The following is a 17721-nucleotide window of genomic DNA, read 5'->3' on the forward strand; positions in this document are numbered from 1 at the left end:
GCATGCTCAACAACGTCCTGTTACTCATCGTCGATACGGCGATCAGCCTGATCACCCTGGTTTTGCTCGCGCGCTTCTTCATGCAGTGGCAACGGGTATCGTTCCGCAATCAGATCGGACAGTTCGTCGTCACCGCCACCGACTGGGTGGTGCGACCGCTGCGGCGCGTGGTGCCGGGGCTGTTCGGTCTGGACATGGCAAGCCTGCTGCCGGCGTGGGCGTTCCAGACCTTGCTGGTGGTGTTCGAGATCCTGATTCGCGGCGTCGCCCTCGGTGGCGACGGTGCCGGCATCGCACTGGGCGTGCTCGGCCTCGGGCTGGTCGAGATGCTGCGCATGATGGTGTATCTGGTGTTCGGCGTGGTGCTGATCTCTGCGGTGCTGTCCTGGGTCAGCCCGCATGCGCCGGCTGCGGCGCTGTTCGACGCGCTGGCGGCGCCCTTTCTGCGCCCGTTCCGTCGCGTGGTGCCGACCATCTCCAATGTCGACCTGTCGCCGCTGGTCTTGCTGCTGGTGCTGCAGATCCTGCTGATGGTGCTCGGGGGCATGCGCAACAGTTTCGCGCCCCTGCTGTTCGGGCTGTGAGCGACTGGCTGCGTGAAGCTGCCGATGGCAGCCTGACGCTGACCCTGCACATTCAGCCCGGGGCCAAAAAGACCGGCTTTGCCGGTCTGCACGGCGAGGCGATGAAGATCCGGCTCGCCGCACCGCCGGTCGATGGCAAGGCCAATGCGGCCTTGTGCGCGTTTCTGGCGGACTTCTGCAAGGTGCCGAAATCCGCCGTGAGCCTGATCAGCGGCGAGACCTCGCGTGCCAAGCGGGTGCGCGTGGATGGTGCCGCAGCTGTGGCGGCAGCCAGGCTGCGTGAGCAGGCCTGAGCCGCCTTCCCCGGTGTGGCTGTTCAGCCAATAAACATCAGCTGCCCTTCGACCAGCGTGTAGCGCACCTTGCCCGGGAGTTCCAGCCCAAGGAAGGGGGTGTTCTTGCCCTGGCTGCGCAGGCTGTCGCGGTTGATGCACACCTGCGCTTCCGGGTCGAAGATGCACACGTCGGCGCGCGCGCCGGGCGACAGGTGGCCCGCCTTGGTGATGCCGATGATGGCTGCGGCGTCCGAGGTGACGCGTGCCAGCGCGTCGATGAGCGGCAGTCCGGCGCGCTCAGCCCATTTCAGCGTCAGCGGCAGCAGCAGTTCGAGGCCGGTTGCACCCGCTTCGGATTCGCTGAAGGGGGTGAGCTTGCCGTCGTCGTCGACCGGAGTGTGGTCGGAACACAGGGCGTTGATGCGGCCCTCGGCCAGGCCACGGCACAGTGCGTCGCGGTCGCGCTGGCTGCGCAGCGGCGGGATCAGGTGGCAGTTGGCGTCGAAGTAGCCGATATCCATGTCCGACAGGTGTACATGGTTGATCGACACGTCGCAGGTGACATCCATGCCGTCCGCGCGCGCCTGGTCGATCAGATGCAGGCCTTCGGCACTCGACAGGCGGGTGATGTGCAGTCGGGTCTGGGTGATGCGTGCCAGTTGCAGATAGGTAAACAGGGCGACGGTTTCGGCTGCGACCGGGATGCCGGGCAGGCCGAGCCGGGTGGCAACTTCACCGTCGTGGGCGTAGCCGCCGCGCGACAGGAAGGGGGCGATCGGCTGCAGCCAGACGCGGAAGTCGAAGGTGGCCGCGTACTGCATGGCCCGCATCAGCACGGTGTTGTCGACGATCGGCACATTGGCCTGCGAGAAGGCGACGCAGCCGGCCTCGACCAGCTCGGCCATTTCCGACAGGCGCTCGCCCTTGAGGCCGAGCGTCAGTGCTGCGACCGGATACACATGGGCGCGGTTGAGTTTCTTGGCCCTGTAGCACAGCATTTCGACCAGGCCGGGTTCGTCCAGCACCGGGTCGGTGTCGGGCGGGATGGCCAGGCTGGTGATGCCGCCAGCCATCGCAGCATCCATCTCGGATTCGAGCGTGGCGCGGTATTCGAAGCCGGGCTCGCGCAGGCGGGCAGAGAGGTCGATCAGGCCGGGGGCGACCACCAGTCCGCTGGCGTCGATCGTCTTTTCGGCCACGAAACCATCGGGGGCGGTGCCGAGGGCGACGATCTTGCCGTCGGCAATGAACACGTCCTGGACGCAGTCTGTCTTGTTGGCGGGGTCAATCACCCGGCCGTTGGCAATACGGATCTTCATCGAATCTTCCTTACTGGCCGGCTAGCATGCTCATGACCGCCATGCGGACGGCAATGCCGAAGGTCACCTGGGGCAGGATCACGGCCTGCGCGCCATCGGCGACGGCGGAGTCGATCTCGACGCCGCGGTTCATCGGTCCGGGGTGCATCACGATGGCGTCGGGCTTGGCCTGCGCGAGCTTTTCCGCAGTCAGGCCCCAGACCTTGTAGAACTCCTGCGGCGTGGGCAGCAGCGCACCGTTCATGCGTTCGTTCTGCAGGCGCAGCATCATCACGACATCGACACCGCGCAGACCTTCGTTCATGTCGTGAAAGACGCGCACGCCCATTTTTTCGATATCGGTCGGCAGCAGTGTCTTGGGGCCGATGACGCGGACTTCGGGCACGCCCAGCGTGGTCAGCGCGCAGATCTGCGAGCGCGCCACCCGCGAATGCAGCACGTCGCCAACGATGGCCACCGTCAGCTTGGTGAAATCCTGCTTGTAGTGGCGGATCGTGTACATGTCCAGCAGACCCTGGGTGGGGTGGGCATGACGTCCGTCGCCGGCATTGACGACGTGGATGTCGTTGCGGCCGTTGGCGCGCAGGTGCTGGGCGATCAGGAAGGGCGCGCCGCTGGCGGCATGGCGAACGACGAACATGTCGGCCTGCATCGCGCACAGGTTATCGACCGTATCGAGCAGGCTCTCGCCCTTGGCGGTGGAGCTGGTCGAGACGTTGAGGTTCACCACGTCGGCCGACAGGCGCTTGGCGGCGATCTCGAAGGTGGTGCGGGTGCGCGTGGAGTTCTCGAAGAACAGGTTGAAGATGCTCTTGCCGCGCAGCAGCGGCAGCTTCTTGACCTCGCGCTCGGCCACTTCGGTGAAGGGCGCAGCCGTATCGAGAATGGCGTTGATGATGTCGCGCGGCAGGCCGTCCAGCGTAAGCAGGTGCTGCAGCTCGCCGTTCTTGTTGAGCTGGGGATTAAGCATCGACTGTCCTCAGGTTGAGGCTGCCGTCTTCGTCGCGCTCAAGTTGCAGGTTCCGCGACGGGGGCAGGGGTTCGGGCAGGGTCAGGGCGCAATAGCGCGCGGCGACCGGGAGTTCGCGCCCGCCGCGGTCCACAAGCACGGCCAGCTCTACACAGGCAGGACGGCCGAAGTCGAACAGCTCGTTCAGCGCGGCGCGGGTGGTGCGGCCGGTGAACAGCACGTCATCGACGATGATCACGTGCGCAGCTTCGACGCTGAAGGGAATCTCGGTGCGCTGCGGCTTGGTGTGCAGGCCGCGCGCGCCATAGTCGTCGCGATAGAAGGAGACGTCGATTGCCCCCAGCGGCTGGCTGATGCCGAGCATCGCATGAAGGCGTTCGGCCAGCCACAGGCCGCCGGTACGAATGCCAACCAGGGCAGTGGTGGGGGTGATGTGGGGGCGCAGCTGTTCGGCGAGCTGCCGGCACAGGTTTTCTGCATCAAGACTTGGCATGTCGGATGGAGTCCAGAAAGTGTTGCAGGATCAGTTGAGCGGCGACCGCGTCGAGTTGCTGCTTGCGTTCGCGCCATTGCTTGACGCCGGCTTCGCGCAGTTGCTGTTCGGCCTCGACCGAGGACAGGCGCTCGTCAGTCAGCATGACCGGCAGGCCGAAGCGGCCGTGCAGCTGATTGGCAAAGCGGCGGCAGCGTGCGCTGAGCTGGTGTTCGTCGCCATCGAGATGACGGGGCAGGCCGACGACGAGGGCCACCGGCTTCCACTCCTCAATCAGTCCGGCGATGGCGCCAAAGCGGCCGTTGTTGCTTTCTTCGTGCACGGTGGTGAGCGCCGTCGCATGGCCGGTTTCGAGCTCGCCGCTCGCCACGCCAATGCGTGCCAGACCGAAATCGAAGCCAAGCAGGCTGCCACGCTCGGGCAATGCAGGCGGCGTTGCAGCCGCCGCGCTTTCAGGCATGCCCGGCAACCTCGCTCAGTTTTGCGAAGTCCACCCCCAGCTTCTGCATCGCGGCGGCCAGGCGCTCTTCGGGGGGCAGGTCGAAGACGATGGCCATGTCGGCGGGCACCGTCAGCCAGGCATTGTCCGCCAGCTCCTGCTCGAGCTGTCCCGCATCCCAGCCGGCGTAGCCGAGGCTGACCAGCACTTCGCTGGGTTCGCCGGTGGCGCCGATAACCTGCAGGATGTCGCGGCTGCTGGTGAGGCCGACCTCGTCGTTGACGCGCAGCGTCGAGTGCCATTCGCCGCTCGGCCGGTGCAGCACGAAGCCGCGGTCGGTCTGCACCGGCCCGCCGAAATACACCGGCTGGTCGGCGAAGCCTTCTGCGTCGAGCGGCAGTTCGATGCGCTCGAACAGGGTCGCGAGCGTCATGTCGATCGGCCGGTTCACGATCACGCCCAGCGCGCCCTGGTCGTTGTGTTCCGCGATATAGGTCAGCGCACGGGCGAAATGCGGATCCGCCATGCTGGGCATGGCGATCAGGAAGTGGTGCGTGAGATTGCTCGAGACGGTATCCATTCGCGTATTTTACGCCGACACTGGGCGGCTTGCGCGGGGAACCTCATCGCTCGACCTGCGCTCTTACCAGGCCCTTGTTCATCCCGGATGTTCGATCTCATGCATGCTGCACTTGTCTGGTTTCGCCGCGATCTGCGCCACTTCGACCATGCGGCCCTGCATCACGCCCTGCGTCATGCGCAGAAGGTCTATTGCGTGTTCGTGTTCGACCGCGACATTCTCGATGCACTGCCCTCGAGGGAGGATCGCCGGGTTGGCTTCATTCATCATGCGGTGACCGAGCTCGATGCCGCGCTCGACGCCCTGGCGCGTGCGACGGGTGGCCGGGGCGCGGGTCTGATCGTGCGCCATGGCAGGGCTGTTGAGGAGATTCCGCGCCTGGCGCGGGCGCTCGGTGTCGATCAGGTGTGCGCCAACCGGGACTACGAACCGGCGGCGATCACGCGTGACAGCAAGGTGGCCGAGGCGCTGGCGGCGGACGGCATCGGCTTCGTCGACTTCAAGGATCAGGTGATCTTCGAGCGTGACGAGGTGCTGACCCAGGGCAACACGCCCTTCAGCGTATTCACGCCCTACCGCAATGCCTGGCTGAAGAAGCTCGACAGCTTTTTCGTCCAGGCATATCCGGTGGAAAAGCACGCTGGCGCATTTGCGCCGAAGCCGGAGGGTGAGCGTATTCCGGCGCTCGACGAGCTCGGCTTCGGTGCAGGAAATCTCGCCGAGCTGCGCATGCCGCTGGGCGTGACGGGCGGACGTGAGCTGTTCGAGGCCTTCAAGGGCCGCATCGACCGCTACAAGCGGACGCGCGACTTTCCGGCAGTGAAGGGCGTGTCGTATCTGTCCACCCACCTGCGTTTCGGCACGGTGTCGATACGCGAGCTGGTGGCCTACGCCTGGCAGCACGGCGGGGAGGGGGCGGAAACCTGGCTCAGCGAACTGGTGTGGCGCGACTTCTACCACATGATCCTGTGGCACCACCCGCGCGTGGTGGAGACCACCTTCAAGCCCGAGTACGCGCGTGTGCAGTGGGACGATGCGCCCGAGCTGTTCGCCGCCTGGTGTGAAGCCCGTACCGGCTACCCGCTGGTGGATGCCGCGATGCGCCAGATCAACCAGACCGGCTACATGCACAACCGCCTGCGGATGATCGTGGCCTCCTTCCTGACCAAGGATCTCGGTATCGACTGGCGTCTGGGCGAGCGTTATTTCGCCGACCACCTGATCGACTTCGATCTGGCCGCAAACAACGGCGGCTGGCAGTGGGCGGCGTCGACCGGTTGCGATGCGCAGCCCTACTTCCGCATCTTCAACCCGGTGACGCAATCGGAAAAGTTCGATCCCGAGGGGCGCTTCATTCGTCGCTACGTGCCTGAGCTCGAACGGGTACCGAACAAGTTTGTCCATGCGCCGTGGACGATGGGCGGCATCGACCAGTCCGCCGCGGGTGTCCGGATCGGCACCGACTACCCGGCACCTGTCGTCGATCACGCCAGCGCGCGAGCACGCACCCTGGCGCGGTTCGGCATCGTCAAGGGCGGCTGAAAACGGGGCACGGCCCTGCCGCGGCCGGCCCCGGCGCCGCTCAGTTGCGTCGCGCGTAGCCCGCGATGAGCGCGAGCAGCTCCTCTTCCTGATAGGGCTTGCCCAAGTAGTGGTTGGCGCCGACTTCCATCGCGTAGCTGCGATGTTTGTCCGCCAGCCGCGAGGTGATCATGATGACCGGCACGTCTTTCGTGCGTGCGTCCGCGCGGACGTTGCGCACCAGGTCGAAGCCGTCCATGCGGGGCATCTCGATGTCGCACAGCATGACGTCCGGCACCGTCTCGATCAGGGCCTCCAGGGCGTCCACGCCATCCTTGGCGGTGATGACGCGGTAACCCTCGCGTTCGAGCAGGCGGCCGGTAATCTTGCGTACGGTGAGTGAATCGTCGACCACCATCACCGTCGGGACATGCAGTGGCTCTGCGGCGGGCTGGGGCGGCAGTTCATGTGCATCCGTCACCGCAACGACATCATTGCCGCTCAGGCCGCGACTGGCCAGCGCGACCGGGTTGAGGATCAGCACGATCTCGCCGTCGCCTAGCACCGTCGCGCCCGACATGCCCACGATGCGGGTGAGCTGCGGGCCGGCATTCTTGACGATGATTTCCTGGTTGCCGCGCAGGGCGTCGACATGCAGCGCAAGCGTCTGTGCGCCGGCGCGCAGCAACAGCACCCAGTTGTAGCGCTGGACCTCGGGCTGGCTGACCGGGTCGCCGAGCAGACGCGGCAGATAGCGGTACGCATAGTGCTGCCCCATCCAGTCGGTGCCGCCGTCCTTGCACAGGCGATCGAGTGCATCGGCCTTGAGCTCCATGACCTGGGCCACCATGCTCGACGGAATCGCGAAGTGGCGTCCCGCTGCGCGTACCAGCAGGGCCTGGGTGACGGCCAGTGTCAATGGCAGGTAGATGCGGAACACGGTGCCGGCATCCGGCGCGCTGCTGACGTCGATGCGGCCGCCGACCGCTGCGGTCTCCGCCTTCACCACGTCCATGCCGACGCCGCGCCCGGAGACTGCCGACACGGTGCCTGCGGTGGAGAAACCGGGCACGAAGATCAGGTTCGTCAGGCGACGCTCGTCGGTGGTTTCGTCCGCTGCCAGCAAGCCGTTGGCGCGCGCCCTTGCCGCGATGCGCTCGAAGTCGAGACCGGCGCCGTCGTCGGCAAGCTCAAGCACGATTTCGTTGCCTTCCTGGCTGACGCTGAGGGTGATCTGACCGATTTCGGGCTTGCCGGCGGCGCGTCTCTGCTCGGGGGCCTCGATGCCGTGGGCGAGCGAGTTGCGCAACAGGTGCTCGAGCGGTGCCACCATGTGTTCGAGCACGCTGCGGTCGACTTCAATGCGGCCACCGCGCAGGTCGAGGTTGGCGCGCTTGCCCAGCTCCTTGGTGCCCTTGCGCACGATGCGGTAGAGGCGGTCGGCGAGGCTGTCGAAAGGCACCATGCGGACCTGCATCAGGGCCTGCTGCAATTCCCGCGACATGCGGGCCTGGCTGTGCAGGGCGATGTCGGCGCCGTCGAGGTTCTTCAGCAGACTCTGCTGTACCGTCGTGACGTCGTTGACGCTCTCGGCCATCATCCGGGTGAGTTCCTGCAGCCGGGTGTAGCGGTCCATCTCAAGGGGGTCGAACTCGGTGTGTCGCGATTCCGCCTGCGCCATGCGCGACTGCATCTGGACGTCGGCCTGGATCTCGACCTCGCGCAACTGATTGCGCAGGCGAATGACGTTCTCGGTCAGGTCCAGCATCGAGCGGCGCAGGTTACGCAGCTCGCCCTCGATACGGGTGCGGGCAACCCCGATCTCGCCGGCCTCGTTCACGAAGCGGTCAACCAGCTCGGCACGCACCCTCAGGGTGCCGGACGCCGCGGCGTTGTCGGTCTCGCCCGGGGTGGTGTCGATGCTGACGGCCGGGCCGGTGTCGGCGGCGGTTTTCTGCGTCTCGGGCGTTTCGGGCACCTGGCCTGTTTCGCCGCCCGCCAGACCGTCGACCATCTGTTCGGTATGGTCGAGGCTGGTGACCAGCTCCTCGATCAGGGCCGGCATCTCGCGGCCGCTCTTGAGCGATGCTTCGAGACGCGATTCGAGCTGGTGAATCTGCTCGCCGAGCAGCATTGCACCGGCCATGCGTGCGCTGCCCTTCAGGGTGTGGAGCAGGCGCGCAACGCTCTTCGGGTAATCGGCATTGCTGGCATCGGTCTGCCAGGTACGCAGCACGGCGTGCAGTTCGCTGAGCAGTTCGCCGGCTTCATCGAGGAAAATCGGCAGCAACTGCTCGTCGATCTCATCGCTGACGCGCGTCGCCGGGACATCTTCCGGTATCTGTGCCGGTGCGGGGCTCGCGGCAGCCGGGGCCGCCTCGGGTGCGATGCTGCGGCCGGGGGCGTTTGGGTGACGACACGCGTGCTCGAGCTGCTCGACCAGGTCGGGCACCTCAAGCGGCATGCGTTTGTTGACGACCTCTGCGAGCATGGCCTCCAGCGTGTCGACGCTGGTTCTGAACAGCGCCAGATCATCGGCTGAAGGGGCCGCGGACTGGTCGCGCAGACGTTGTTCGGCATGTTCGAGTGCGCGCGCCAGGGCGTGGAGCGGATCGATGCGGGCCGTCCCCGAAATGCCGGCAAAGGTGTGTGCGGCGCGCAGTGCGACCTCGGGCAGCTGAAGCGTCGGGTTGGCCTTGAGGCGCGCGAACTCCTGGTGCAGGGTGGCGATGTGATGGCGGGCTTCCGCCACATACAGATCGTAAAGCGGGCGGGAGATCTCGACATCGTCGATGCGGACGAAGTCGGCGTCCTGCTGCGCTTCGCGCTCCGACACGGTCTCGCCCACCGCTTCCTCTTCGGGAATCGGTGTGGCCGGAGCAAACTCTGCAGGCTCAGGCTCAGGCTCAGGCTCAGGCTCAGGCTCAGGCTCAGGCTCAGGCTCAGGCTCAGGCTCAGGCTCAGGCTCAGGCTCAGGCTCAGGCTCAGGCTCAGGCTCAGGCTCAGGCTCAGGCTCAACGGCTGCGGGCGCCTCAGCGGGGAGGTCTGTCGCTTCCTCCGCGTCGAGCTCGATGGCGTCGGTGTCCATGCCGGCTTTGGTCAGGGCGTCCGCCTGGTCCTCTGCGGGCTCGGTGCCAGCCTCGTTGGGGTAAGTCGCGGATTCGTCCTGTGGGATGGCGCCGTGTTCGTCGGGCACTGCTTCGGTTGCGTCTGTGCTTGCCCAGTCCGGGGTGTCGCCAGCGCCGGTGGGCGCGTCCACCTCTTCGGCGGGCAGCCACGATTCATCGAGGGCCGTGATCTGCAGCAGATCGGAGGGGCTTTCGGTGGTGTCGGGCGGTTCGACGGGCGGCACTTCGGTCGCCGGTTCGAGCACCTCTTCGGGCGGCATCCAGGTTTCGTCGAGCGCGGTGATCTGCAGCAGGTCGAGCGGGGTGTCGGCGTCGGCCGGTTCTTCCCCGGGTTCCGGTGCAGGGGTTGCCTCGAAGTCGAGTTCTTCGACTTCCGACAGCTCGAGATCCAGTGCGTCGCCCTGGTCGGCGTCCTCGCCTGTCGGCCGGGCCTGCTCTTCGGATGGGGCGCCGATCGTGTCCGACGCATCATGCGCGAGCTCGACACCGCTGTCTTCGTCGATGAGGGGGAAGTCCTCAAGTGAGGTTTCTTCCGGCAGGAAACCGGACACCTCGACATCGCCAGCGAAGGGCAGGACCTCGCCGTCCTCGGACAGCGTGAGGTCAAAGTCGAGCGTGGTTTCGATGATGTCGGCTTCGTCCGCGGCATCCGCGGTCGGTGCGCGGGGCTCCGCCTGTCCGACGGCCGATTCCTGTGTCGGTTCGTCGCTCTCGTTGAGGCGTCTGGCCTCGGCGAGCAGGGCCGACACATCGCGATGCTGAGAGCCACCGCTTTCGAGCTGCACAACCCAGGCCGAAAAGTGCTGGTGGGCCTCGTCGATCAGGTGGTGCAGCGCGGATGTGGGTGGCCACTCAAGCTGGAGCCAGCGATTGAGGGTTTGTTCAAGCGCCCAGGCAGCCTCACCGAAATCATGCAGCCCGACCATCCGTCCGCTGCCCTTGAGGGTGTGGAAACCGCGACGGATTGCGGTCAGGCATTCACCGTTTGCCGGCTCGGTGCGCGACAGCTCCAGCTGTTCGGCAACGGTTGCCAGCACTTCGTATGCCTCTTCGATGAAGATGCACAGCAGCTCGGCGTCGATTTCCTCGTCGCTCGACTCCATCAGGCGGCGGGTATCGTCCGCAACCTGCTGGATGGCCGGCGCGGCAGGGGGCTGATCTTCGTGCGTCTCTTCCGCGCTCGCAGCCGCCATGGCGTCTGCGTCGTCAGGGCCGGTGTCTTCGAGGTCGATCTCTTCGAGCTCGGCGTCCTCGGGAGCGACTCCCGCGACGTCTGCACCCTCGGGGACCGGCGTACCCGTGTCGGGTACCGCCTCGTCGGCTGCTTCGGTGACGTGTGCGTCGGCTGCGGCAGTGCCGGCGTCGGCTGCCTGCGCCGGGACGACTGCCTCGTCAGCCTGTGCCGGGGAGGGGGTCGCGTCGCCGTTCAGGAACTGCTGCAGCGTGGACTTGCCGTGCTGCAGCGACTGCACGAAAAAGCCCAGTGCCGACAACTGATGGGCGAGGGCTTCGAATGCTGCGCTGTCGGCCGGGCTGTCGTCTTCGGCAAAGCCGGCAATGGTCTCGCCGGCTGCGTGCACCAGTTCGATGGCATCAGTTTCGCCGAGCAGGGACAGGGCGCCCTCAATCTGGTGCAGCGGGCCCGAAAGCTGGGCCAGCGGTGCGCGCTTGTGCTGATCGCGGAAGAAGTCGTCCAGTGTCTGTTCAATGTTGGCCAGGCTGGACAGGATCTCGCGCGAGACATGCCCGAGTGCTTCTTTTTCCTGCGCGCGTCGCGCCGCTTCGAGGCCGGGAGAGCTGTCGACCGCCTCAACCTGCTCGCCTCTGCTGAGCGCGTCGAGCCGTTCGATGGCTTCCTTGACCTGCTCGGAGAAGCCGGCGTCGGGCACGCTGCGGTCGAGTGCGGCTTCCGCCAGCAGCAGGGCCGTTGCCATCTCGATGGCGATGGCTTCGGAGAAATGCAGCGGGTCCTTGCGCAGCCAGGCGGTGAACTGACGGATGCCGCCAATCAGACGGTCTACCGCAGGGCGGCCGAGCCGGCTGACCGGGGCGGAGAATTCGTCGAGTGCGGTCTCGAAACGTTGCAGCGCAATCGCCGTGCCGGCGCTGAAGGCGTCCCATTCTTCCTTGAGCTCGGAGAGGCGGCCGCGAAGATCCTGCAGCAAGGGGGCCAGCGGCAGTTCGCTGACGCGCGCGCCCGGCTCGGGCAGCATGGCGTCGAGTTGCCAGTTGTCACGGACGGCCTGCTGAACACTTGTGAGGGCCGGCTGCGTCGCCACCTGATAGAGCATTTCGCGCAACAGGCGCTCGGGTACGGGTTGCGGACCGTCACCTGCACGGCGCAACTGCGCTTCCAGCCGGGACAGCAGGCGTTTGACCTCGACCCTGTCCGATTCCGGCGTGCTACCCAGGGTGCCGACCATGGCCTGACCAACCCACCACAGCGCGCGTGCCGGCGCACTCGGCTCGATTGTCTCGAGTTCGTCGAGTGCGGCACGCATCGATTCGGGGCCGTTATCGGCCGTCGGGTTCTTGAGCCATTCGAGCAGGCCGCGCTGAAAGCGGGCTCGCAGGCCGCGGATGGCGGGCTGCAGGGCGTCCGGCGCGAGCGGTGCTGACGACTGACGCCGCGGTGCGCGCAGGCTGGTATCGGGGAAGAACAGGTCTGCAGCCGAGGGCGCCTCGAGGCCGCGTGCAGCGACGATCTCGCGGTAGAGCGGCAGCAGACGCAAGGGCTGGTCCGGCGTGCCATGTGCGAGCTCCTCGAGATAGTTGCCGATGCTCGAGAGCGCGCGACCGACCAGCTCGATGCTGTTTTCGTCAATCACCGCGTCGCCGCGGCTCATGTCGCCGAACAGCTGGTCGACGCCGGTTGCAAACTGGGTCAGCCCGTCAAGGCCGACGATGGACAGCGCGCCGCGGACCTGGTGCAGGTGGGTCTGCGCGAACTGAATGCGGGCAGCCGCATCGCTTGCGCGACTTGCTTCGCCCAGGCTTTCTGCAGCGCGGGCGAGGGCCAGATCGATTTCGCTCTTGACCCAGGTCAGTGGCCCCAGATCCAGTTCCTTGGCTTGCGTCATGAATGGGTTCTCGTGCTTAGACCTTGAAGCCGGAGACAGAGCCCTTGAGCTCGACTGCGAGGTCGGCCAGCTGTCCGATCGAGACTGCAGTCTGCTTCGTGCCGCGGGTCGTCTGCTCGGTAATGGCGAGAATTTCCTTCATCGTTCCTGCCACCCGGCCAGCGGTTGCGGCCTGATCCTGGGTGTCGGTGGAAATCTGTTCGATTCGCTGTGCGGCGTCCATCGACACCTGACCGATCTCGGCCAGCGCCTGACCGGCTGCATCGGACAGCTGAGCCCCTTCGACCACGTCGCGGGTCGCGTTTTCCATTGCGCCCACTGCATCCTGCGTGTCGGTCTGAATTGTTTTCACAATAGCCGAGATCTGCTTGGTTGCTTCGGCCGAGCGCTCAGCCAGTCGCTGCACTTCTTCTGCGACGACGGTGAATCCGCGTCCCGCCTCGCCGGCCGAAGCGGCCTGAATGGCGGCGTTGAGCGCGAGCACGTTGGTCTGTTCGGTAATGTCGGAAATCAGCTCGACGATCTCGCCAATCTCCTGCGACGACTCGCCCAGGCGCTTGATCCGCTTGGAGGTTTCCTGAATCTTGTCGCGGATGGCATTCATGCCGCGGATGGTGTTCTCCACCGCGTCGGCGCCCTTGCGCGCAGAGTCCAGCGAGCGGCGCGCGACCTGTGCGGATTCCAGCGCGCGCTCGGACGATTCGGTCATCGACTGCGCCATGCGTTGCACGGTGGCGCCGGCCTCTTCGATCTCGCGCGTCTGGCGCTCGGTCGCGTCGAGCAGTTCGTTCGACGTCTGCTGTGCGGCCTGGGTGGCGGTCGTCACCCGGCTGGCTGCGTCGTTGATGCGTCGCACCAGCACCGAGAGTTCTTCAATGGTGTAGTTGACCGAGTCGGCAATGGCGCCGGTAATGTCTTCCGATACCGTGGCGCGGATGGTGAGGTCACCGTCGGCGAGGTCGCCCATCTCGTTCATGAGGCGCAGAATGGCCTGCTGCGTGAGGTTGCGCTCGTCCTCGGCGCTCACCCGCATGCGCTCGGCGTCGGCGCGGCGCTGAGAGACGTCGTCGTTGTAGATCTTGGCCATCATGCCGATGGCTGCGAGCGCCGCAAGCGCGGTCAGGGCGATCAGGGCCGACAGCGGGTTGAAACCGCGCACGGCGCTGTTGAACGCTTCGCTCAGCTCGGTGCTGCGTGCGAGCAGCGCCGACGAGTCGTCGAACAGCCGGCTGCCTGCCTGCTTGGCCTGCACCAGAAGCTGGATGTTGCCGAGCACGTTGCCGACGGCTTCCTGGGTTTCCTTCGAGCTGGCGAGCAGTTGCCGGATGCGCGTGCGGACTTCGCTGTCGCCGCCCATCTGCTCCATGGCAGCGAGCTGTTCGCGGAAGGTGTTGGTGTCCTTGCCCAGCAGGAATGCAATCTCGGGGTCGATGGCATCGGCCACGCGCAGCGCGTTGACGTTCTTGGCGATGCGCTGGGTCAGCATCACTGCCCGGTTGGCGGTGGCGATGTCGGTGGGGCTGGCGCCGGCCTGCAGCTTGAGCGCAGCAATCTGCTCGGTGAGGTCAAGCAGCGCGTCGTTGCCCTTGTTGATCGTTTCCACCGCAGCATTGAGCGTCAGCAGGGTCTGCTCCTGGCCGATCAGCTGCTGCGCATCCTTTTCCATTTTGGCCCAGCTCTCCTTGACCGCGTCGAGCTGGGTGCGCGCACCGCCGCTTGCGGCCGGGAACGCGGCGCCTTCGAGTTCGCCGCCCTGATCGAGCGCGAGCGCGAGGGTGGCGAAGCGGCTGCTGCCGCGCTTGAGTTCGGCAAAGGCGGCCGCATTGCCCTGAAGGGCGAGCTGGGCGGACTTCGCGATCTGCTGGGACAGGGTCTGCATTTCACCCGCGGCCGCAACCTGCCGGGTTGCGTTTCCGGTTTGCTGGTTCTGGTAGATCACCAGGCCGACCGTGGCGACGACGAGTGCGCCGAAGACGAAGCCGAGGCTGCGTATCCTGCTGCTGACCGGGCGCTCGTTGCCATCGGCCTTGGCGCCGGCGGAGGCCGGTGCAGGTTGATTGTAGTTTTCCATGATCGTGGTGTCGGACGCCGTATCGTGCCCGGAAGCCTTGTCCTTGCCTAAGGAGAGCTTGAATGCCATGTGCCGTGCTCCGCCGCTGTCTGAATTAAGCTTTGAGTGATGGTGAGGCGCCCGGGTCAGTCTGCCCCGGCGTCGAGAAACGCACCCTGCGCGAGCAGTTGCGGAATATCCAGTTTGAGCCAGGGGTGGTCCTGCATGTCACGCATGCGCTTGCTGACCCAGGGGCGCGCGTCCGGAGGCCCGTGATCGGCCTCGAAATCCTCTTCGCTGCGCAGACCCAGTACCCGGGTGACGAGCAGCGAACTGTGCACGCCATGCTTGGCGCCGACCAGCAGCAGGCGCGCGTGACCGCCTGCAACGATTGGCACGCCGCCGTGAAAGCTCGAAAAGTCGATGACGCCGAAGAGGGTGCCACGCACATTGGCCAGTCCGCGATACCACTCGCGGGTCAGCGGAACATGGGCAAGCGGCGGCGGTGCCAGGATCTCGCCGGTTTCGGCGAGGTTGAGGAGCCAGTTCTCGTTGCCTGCCTGCACGCCGAGCAGGCCACGGCGTTCGCCGGTCTGCGCTTCGGCCAGGCGATGCGCGAGGTTTTCCTGGAATTCGCGCAGGCTGATCCGTCTGGACATGATGGATCAGCCGATGCTCTTGATGCGCGCGAGCAGTGCGTCGTGCTCTACCGGCTTCACCATGTAGTCGTAGGCGCCCTGGCGCATGCCCCAGATCTTGTCGGTTTCCAGTCCCTTGCTCGTGCACATGATGATCGGGATGCTGCGGGTCTCATCGGTGCGCGAGATGGTGCGGGTCGCCTGGTAACCGTTCATGCCGGGCATGACCACGTCCATGAGGATGAGGTCGGGCTTTTCGCTGCGGCTCTTGGTGATCGCCTCTTCGCCGCTTTCGGCAGTCACGACGTCATAGCCGTTCTTGCTCAGCACTTGCGAGAGCGCGAGGCGCTCGGTGGGTGAATCATCAACGACGAGTATCTTCTTGATCGGCATGGAGCGTTTCCATCGAGAGAATCAGCGGGGGCGATTGCTGGCGTGCACTGCCACCGCCTTGATCAGGCTGTCCTTGGTGAATGGTTTGGTCAGGTATTCGTCCGACCCCACCATGCGGCCGCGCGCACGGTCGAACAGTCCGTCCTTGGACGACAGCATGATGACGGGCGTGGATGAGAGGCGCGGGTTCTTCTTGATCAGCGCGCAGGTCTGATAGCCGTCGAGGCGAGGCATCATGATGTCGACGAATATGACATCGGGGTGGTGATCGGTGATCTTGGACAGTGCGTCGAACCCGTCCTCGGCCAGCAGCACCTGGCAGCCCGCCTGGCTCAGAAAAATTTCGGCACTACGACGAATGGTATTGCTGTCGTCGATGACCATCACCTTGAGTCCGCTCAGGTCCATGCAGAATGTCCTCGGTGACGCAGCGAAGAAGCTTGCGTGACTGCGATCAAAATTCGGTTGGCCGGAAGCATACTCCAAAAGACATGTCGCAGCACATCACTTGTCATATTTCGATGAGCTCGAAGTCTTCCTTGCGGGCTTCGCATTCCGGACAGGTCCAGTTCGGCGGAACGTCTTCCCAGCGGGTGCCTGGCGCAATGCCTTCGTCCGGCAAGCCGGCGGCCTCGTCGTAGATGAAGCCGCAAATGAGGCACATATAGGTCTTGAAGGGCTGATCGGACATGGCAGAGGCGGAGAGGAATGGCAGTAAAATGCGGTTAATCTTACCGTATTTCAATGGATGCGCCATGTCAGGCGCACGACCCCAATGCCTGTTGCGATTCCCGACGTACCTCCCGTCGTGCTCTGCCTGTCTGCTGCCGATGCCACCGGCGGAGGCGGCCTGCCGTCGGACATCCTGACCCTTGCCAGCATGGGCTGCCATCCGCTGGCAGTGCAGACCGCAATGGTCGTGCGCGACACCCGTGGCGTGGACGACTGCATCGCCATCGAGCCGGATGTGCTTGCGGCCCAGGTCCGCACCGTGCTCGAGGACATTCCTGTTCATGCGTTCAAGTTCGGTTTCTGCGGGAGTGTCGAGAACACGGCGACCGCCGCAGAAATCCTGTCCGACTATCCCGATATCCCGCTCGTCGTCGAGCCTGCCCTGTACACCAGTGTTGATCAGGCTGCGGACGACGACCTCGTGGCGGTGCTGGCCGAACTGATCCTGCCGCAGACGACCCTGCTGGTGGCGAGCCGGCACGAGGTGCTGCGCCTCGCCGGCTTCGACATCGACGAGGACGGCGAGGAGCCGCTTTCGCCCGAAGAGGCCGTGGCCCGCCTGCTCGAACTGGGGGTCGAGTACGTACTGCTGACCGGAGGGGGCGACCATGGCCCGCAAGTTGTGAATATGCTGGTTGGCGAACAGGGCGTGATTCGTACCGACGCCTGGGAGCGCCTGCCCGGGCGTTATCTCGGGGCAGGTGCCACCATGGCCGCCGCGGCAGCGGCAGGGCTGGCACACGGCATGGCGATGCCCGAGGCGGTGCGTGAAGCGCAGGAATTCACCCAGCAGGCCTTGCGCCATGCCTACCTTCCGGGCATGGGGCGGGCGATCCCGGACCGGTTTTTCTGGGCACGTGGCAAGGGCGAAGCGGATGACTGAGACTGCAGGCATCATGCCCGCGCCGGGGCTCTATGCGGTGACGCCGGACGACGCCGACAGTGCGCGTCTGCTGGCGCTGGTTGAACAGGTGCTGCGCGGACGCCCGGCGTTGATGCAGTACCGCAGCAAGCTGGCGTCCGCCGCCTTGCGCAGGACGCAGGCCGAGGCGGTGCTGGCCTTGTGCCGGCAGGCGGGTGTACCGCTGGTGGTCAATGACGATCTCGAGCTGGCGCTGGTGATCAATGCAGATGGTGTGCATCTGGGCCGCGACGACGGCGATCCCGCGCAGGCGCGGCTGGCGCTGGGCGCGAACCGCATCATCGGCGTCACCTGCTACAACGAATGGGCGAGGGCGCAGGCTGGCGTTGCGGCCGGTGCGGACTACGTGGCCTTCGGGGCCGTATTCGTGTCGCCGACCAAGCCGCATGCGGTGCATGCCCCGTTCGAGTTGCTGGCGCGCGCGCGGCGCGAACTGCGCGTACCGGTGGCTGCAATCGGCGGCATCACGCTCGACAACGTGGCCGAAGTCATCGCGGCGGGCGCCGACTATCCGGCGGTGATCAGCGATGTTTTCGGAGCCCCGGATCCGGCTGCCCGCGCGCGCGATTTCGCCGCCCGCTTTGCCTGAGCGCGGAC

16 protein-coding genes are annotated in these 17721 nt (G+C 65.7%); 5 read left to right on the plus strand and 11 right to left on the minus strand.

All coding sequences use genetic code 11. The features are described 5' to 3' along the window. The first annotated feature begins 2 nt into the window (after positions 1-2). Positions 3-584, plus strand: coding sequence for a YggT family protein (locus AC22G6_RS14085; RefSeq protein WP_487367285.1), 582 nt, complete (start codon positions 3-5; stop codon positions 582-584). Continuing rightward, the gene (locus AC22G6_RS14090) at positions 581-877 is read left to right on the plus strand and encodes a DUF167 domain-containing protein (RefSeq protein WP_487367286.1); all 297 of its coding nucleotides are present in this window, start codon (positions 581-583) and stop codon (positions 875-877) included. The genes AC22G6_RS14085 and AC22G6_RS14090 overlap by 4 nt, the downstream gene beginning before the upstream one ends. Positions 878-900: 23 nt before the next feature. On the opposite strand, the gene AC22G6_RS14095 is transcribed toward AC22G6_RS14090, so the two are convergent. The 5 genes from AC22G6_RS14095 to AC22G6_RS14115 are packed head-to-tail and all read right to left on the minus strand — an operon-like array spanning position 901 to position 4660. Further along, the gene (locus AC22G6_RS14095) at positions 901-2178 is read right to left on the minus strand and encodes a dihydroorotase (protein WP_487367287.1); all 1278 of its coding nucleotides are present in this window, start codon (positions 2176-2178) and stop codon (positions 901-903) included. A gap of 10 nt (positions 2179-2188) precedes the next feature. Beyond that, positions 2189-3148, minus strand: coding sequence for an aspartate carbamoyltransferase catalytic subunit (locus AC22G6_RS14100; RefSeq protein ID WP_487367288.1), 960 nt, complete (start codon positions 3146-3148; stop codon positions 2189-2191). Further along, positions 3141-3641 carry a bifunctional pyr operon transcriptional regulator/uracil phosphoribosyltransferase PyrR gene (gene pyrR, locus AC22G6_RS14105; protein WP_487367289.1) on the minus strand — a complete coding sequence of 167 codons (501 nt, stop codon included), beginning with the start codon at positions 3639-3641 and terminating at the stop codon, positions 3141-3143. Before pyrR ends, AC22G6_RS14100 begins: the two co-directional genes overlap by 8 nt. Next, positions 3628-4101, minus strand: coding sequence for a Holliday junction resolvase RuvX (ruvX, locus tag AC22G6_RS14110; RefSeq protein WP_108949779.1), 474 nt, complete (start codon positions 4099-4101; stop codon positions 3628-3630). The genes pyrR and ruvX overlap by 14 nt, the downstream gene beginning before the upstream one ends. Then, positions 4094-4660, minus strand: coding sequence for a YqgE/AlgH family protein (locus AC22G6_RS14115; protein WP_108949778.1), 567 nt, complete (start codon positions 4658-4660; stop codon positions 4094-4096). The genes ruvX and AC22G6_RS14115 overlap by 8 nt, the downstream gene beginning before the upstream one ends. 99 nt (positions 4661-4759) lie before the next feature. Here AC22G6_RS14115 and AC22G6_RS14120 point away from each other — a divergent pair, with 99 nt between their 5' ends. Beyond that, positions 4760-6202 carry a cryptochrome/photolyase family protein gene (locus AC22G6_RS14120; RefSeq protein ID WP_487367290.1) on the plus strand — a complete coding sequence of 481 codons (1443 nt, stop codon included), beginning with the start codon at positions 4760-4762 and terminating at the stop codon, positions 6200-6202. 40 nt (positions 6203-6242) lie between these two features. Here the strand turns inward: AC22G6_RS14120 and AC22G6_RS14125 are convergent, their stop codons facing one another. The 6 genes from AC22G6_RS14125 to AC22G6_RS14150 all read right to left on the minus strand — a co-directional run bounded on the left by AC22G6_RS14125 (position 6243) and on the right by AC22G6_RS14150 (position 16134). After that, the gene (locus AC22G6_RS14125) at positions 6243-12389 is read right to left on the minus strand and encodes an Hpt domain-containing protein (protein ID WP_487367291.1); all 6147 of its coding nucleotides are present in this window, start codon (positions 12387-12389) and stop codon (positions 6243-6245) included. Positions 12390-12405: 16 nt separating this feature from the next. After that, complete coding sequence (locus AC22G6_RS14130) at positions 12406-14529, minus strand: methyl-accepting chemotaxis protein (RefSeq protein WP_487367292.1); 2124 nt, start codon at positions 14527-14529, stop codon at positions 12406-12408. Positions 14530-14585: 56 nt separating this feature from the next. After that, on the minus strand, positions 14586-15098 hold the full coding sequence (locus tag AC22G6_RS14135; protein ID WP_108949775.1) for a chemotaxis protein CheW: 513 nt from the start codon (positions 15096-15098) through the stop codon (positions 14586-14588). A 6-nt stretch (positions 15099-15104) separates the two neighbouring features. Further along, positions 15105-15470 carry a response regulator gene (locus AC22G6_RS14140; protein ID WP_108949774.1) on the minus strand — a complete coding sequence of 122 codons (366 nt, stop codon included), beginning with the start codon at positions 15468-15470 and terminating at the stop codon, positions 15105-15107. Between the two features lie 21 nt (positions 15471-15491). Continuing rightward, positions 15492-15878, minus strand: coding sequence for a twitching motility response regulator PilG (gene pilG / locus AC22G6_RS14145; protein ID WP_108949773.1), 387 nt, complete (start codon positions 15876-15878; stop codon positions 15492-15494). 103 nt (positions 15879-15981) lie between these two features. Further along, a complete protein-coding gene (locus AC22G6_RS14150; protein WP_269807785.1) occupies positions 15982-16134 on the minus strand; it encodes a rubredoxin in 153 nt (50 codons plus the stop codon). Between the two features lie 111 nt (positions 16135-16245). On the opposite strand from AC22G6_RS14150, the gene thiD reads away from it, so the two are divergent. Together thiD and thiE are read left to right on the plus strand one after the other, a co-directional pair. Then, positions 16246-17085 (plus strand): bifunctional hydroxymethylpyrimidine kinase/phosphomethylpyrimidine kinase, encoded by an 840-nt coding sequence (gene thiD / locus AC22G6_RS14155; RefSeq protein WP_487367293.1) that lies wholly within the window; start codon positions 16246-16248, stop codon positions 17083-17085. After that, a complete protein-coding gene (gene thiE, locus AC22G6_RS14160; RefSeq protein WP_487367294.1) occupies positions 17078-17713 on the plus strand; it encodes a thiamine phosphate synthase in 636 nt (211 codons plus the stop codon). The genes thiD and thiE overlap by 8 nt, the downstream gene beginning before the upstream one ends. The last annotated feature ends 8 nt before the right edge of the window (positions 17714-17721 follow it).

Source organism: Parazoarcus sp. PS-13 R2A, assembly GCF_057621855.1.

Bases quoted from the DNA above. Each gene is read 5' to 3' on its own strand.
- thiE (WP_487367294.1), top strand. From the start codon at position 17,078: ATGACTGAGACTGCAGGCATCATGCCCGCGCCGGGGCTCTATGCGGTG.
- pyrR (WP_487367289.1), bottom strand. From the start codon at position 3,641: ATGCCAAGTCTTGATGCAGAAAACCTGTGCCGGCAGCTCGCCGAACAG.
- ruvX (WP_108949779.1), bottom strand. From the start codon at position 4,101: ATGCCTGAAAGCGCGGCGGCTGCAACGCCGCCTGCATTGCCCGAGCGT.
- AC22G6_RS14130 (WP_487367292.1), bottom strand. From the start codon at position 14,529: ATGGCATTCAAGCTCTCCTTAGGCAAGGACAAGGCTTCCGGGCACGAT.
- AC22G6_RS14125 (WP_487367291.1), bottom strand. From the start codon at position 12,389: ATGACGCAAGCCAAGGAACTGGATCTGGGGCCACTGACCTGGGTCAAG.
- AC22G6_RS14115 (WP_108949778.1), bottom strand. From the start codon at position 4,660: ATGGATACCGTCTCGAGCAATCTCACGCACCACTTCCTGATCGCCATG.
- AC22G6_RS14150 (WP_269807785.1), bottom strand. From the start codon at position 16,134: ATGTGCCTCATTTGCGGCTTCATCTACGACGAGGCCGCCGGCTTGCCG.
- AC22G6_RS14095 (WP_487367287.1), bottom strand. From the start codon at position 2,178: ATGAAGATCCGTATTGCCAACGGCCGGGTGATTGACCCCGCCAACAAG.
- AC22G6_RS14140 (WP_108949774.1), bottom strand. From the start codon at position 15,470: ATGCCGATCAAGAAGATACTCGTCGTTGATGATTCACCCACCGAGCGC.
- AC22G6_RS14100 (WP_487367288.1), bottom strand. From the start codon at position 3,148: ATGCTTAATCCCCAGCTCAACAAGAACGGCGAGCTGCAGCACCTGCTT.
- AC22G6_RS14085 (WP_487367285.1), top strand. From the start codon at position 3: ATGCTCAACAACGTCCTGTTACTCATCGTCGATACGGCGATCAGCCTG.
- pilG (WP_108949773.1), bottom strand. From the start codon at position 15,878: ATGGACCTGAGCGGACTCAAGGTGATGGTCATCGACGACAGCAATACC.
- thiD (WP_487367293.1), top strand. From the start codon at position 16,246: ATGCCTGTTGCGATTCCCGACGTACCTCCCGTCGTGCTCTGCCTGTCT.
- AC22G6_RS14135 (WP_108949775.1), bottom strand. From the start codon at position 15,098: ATGTCCAGACGGATCAGCCTGCGCGAATTCCAGGAAAACCTCGCGCAT.
- AC22G6_RS14120 (WP_487367290.1), top strand. From the start codon at position 4,760: ATGCATGCTGCACTTGTCTGGTTTCGCCGCGATCTGCGCCACTTCGAC.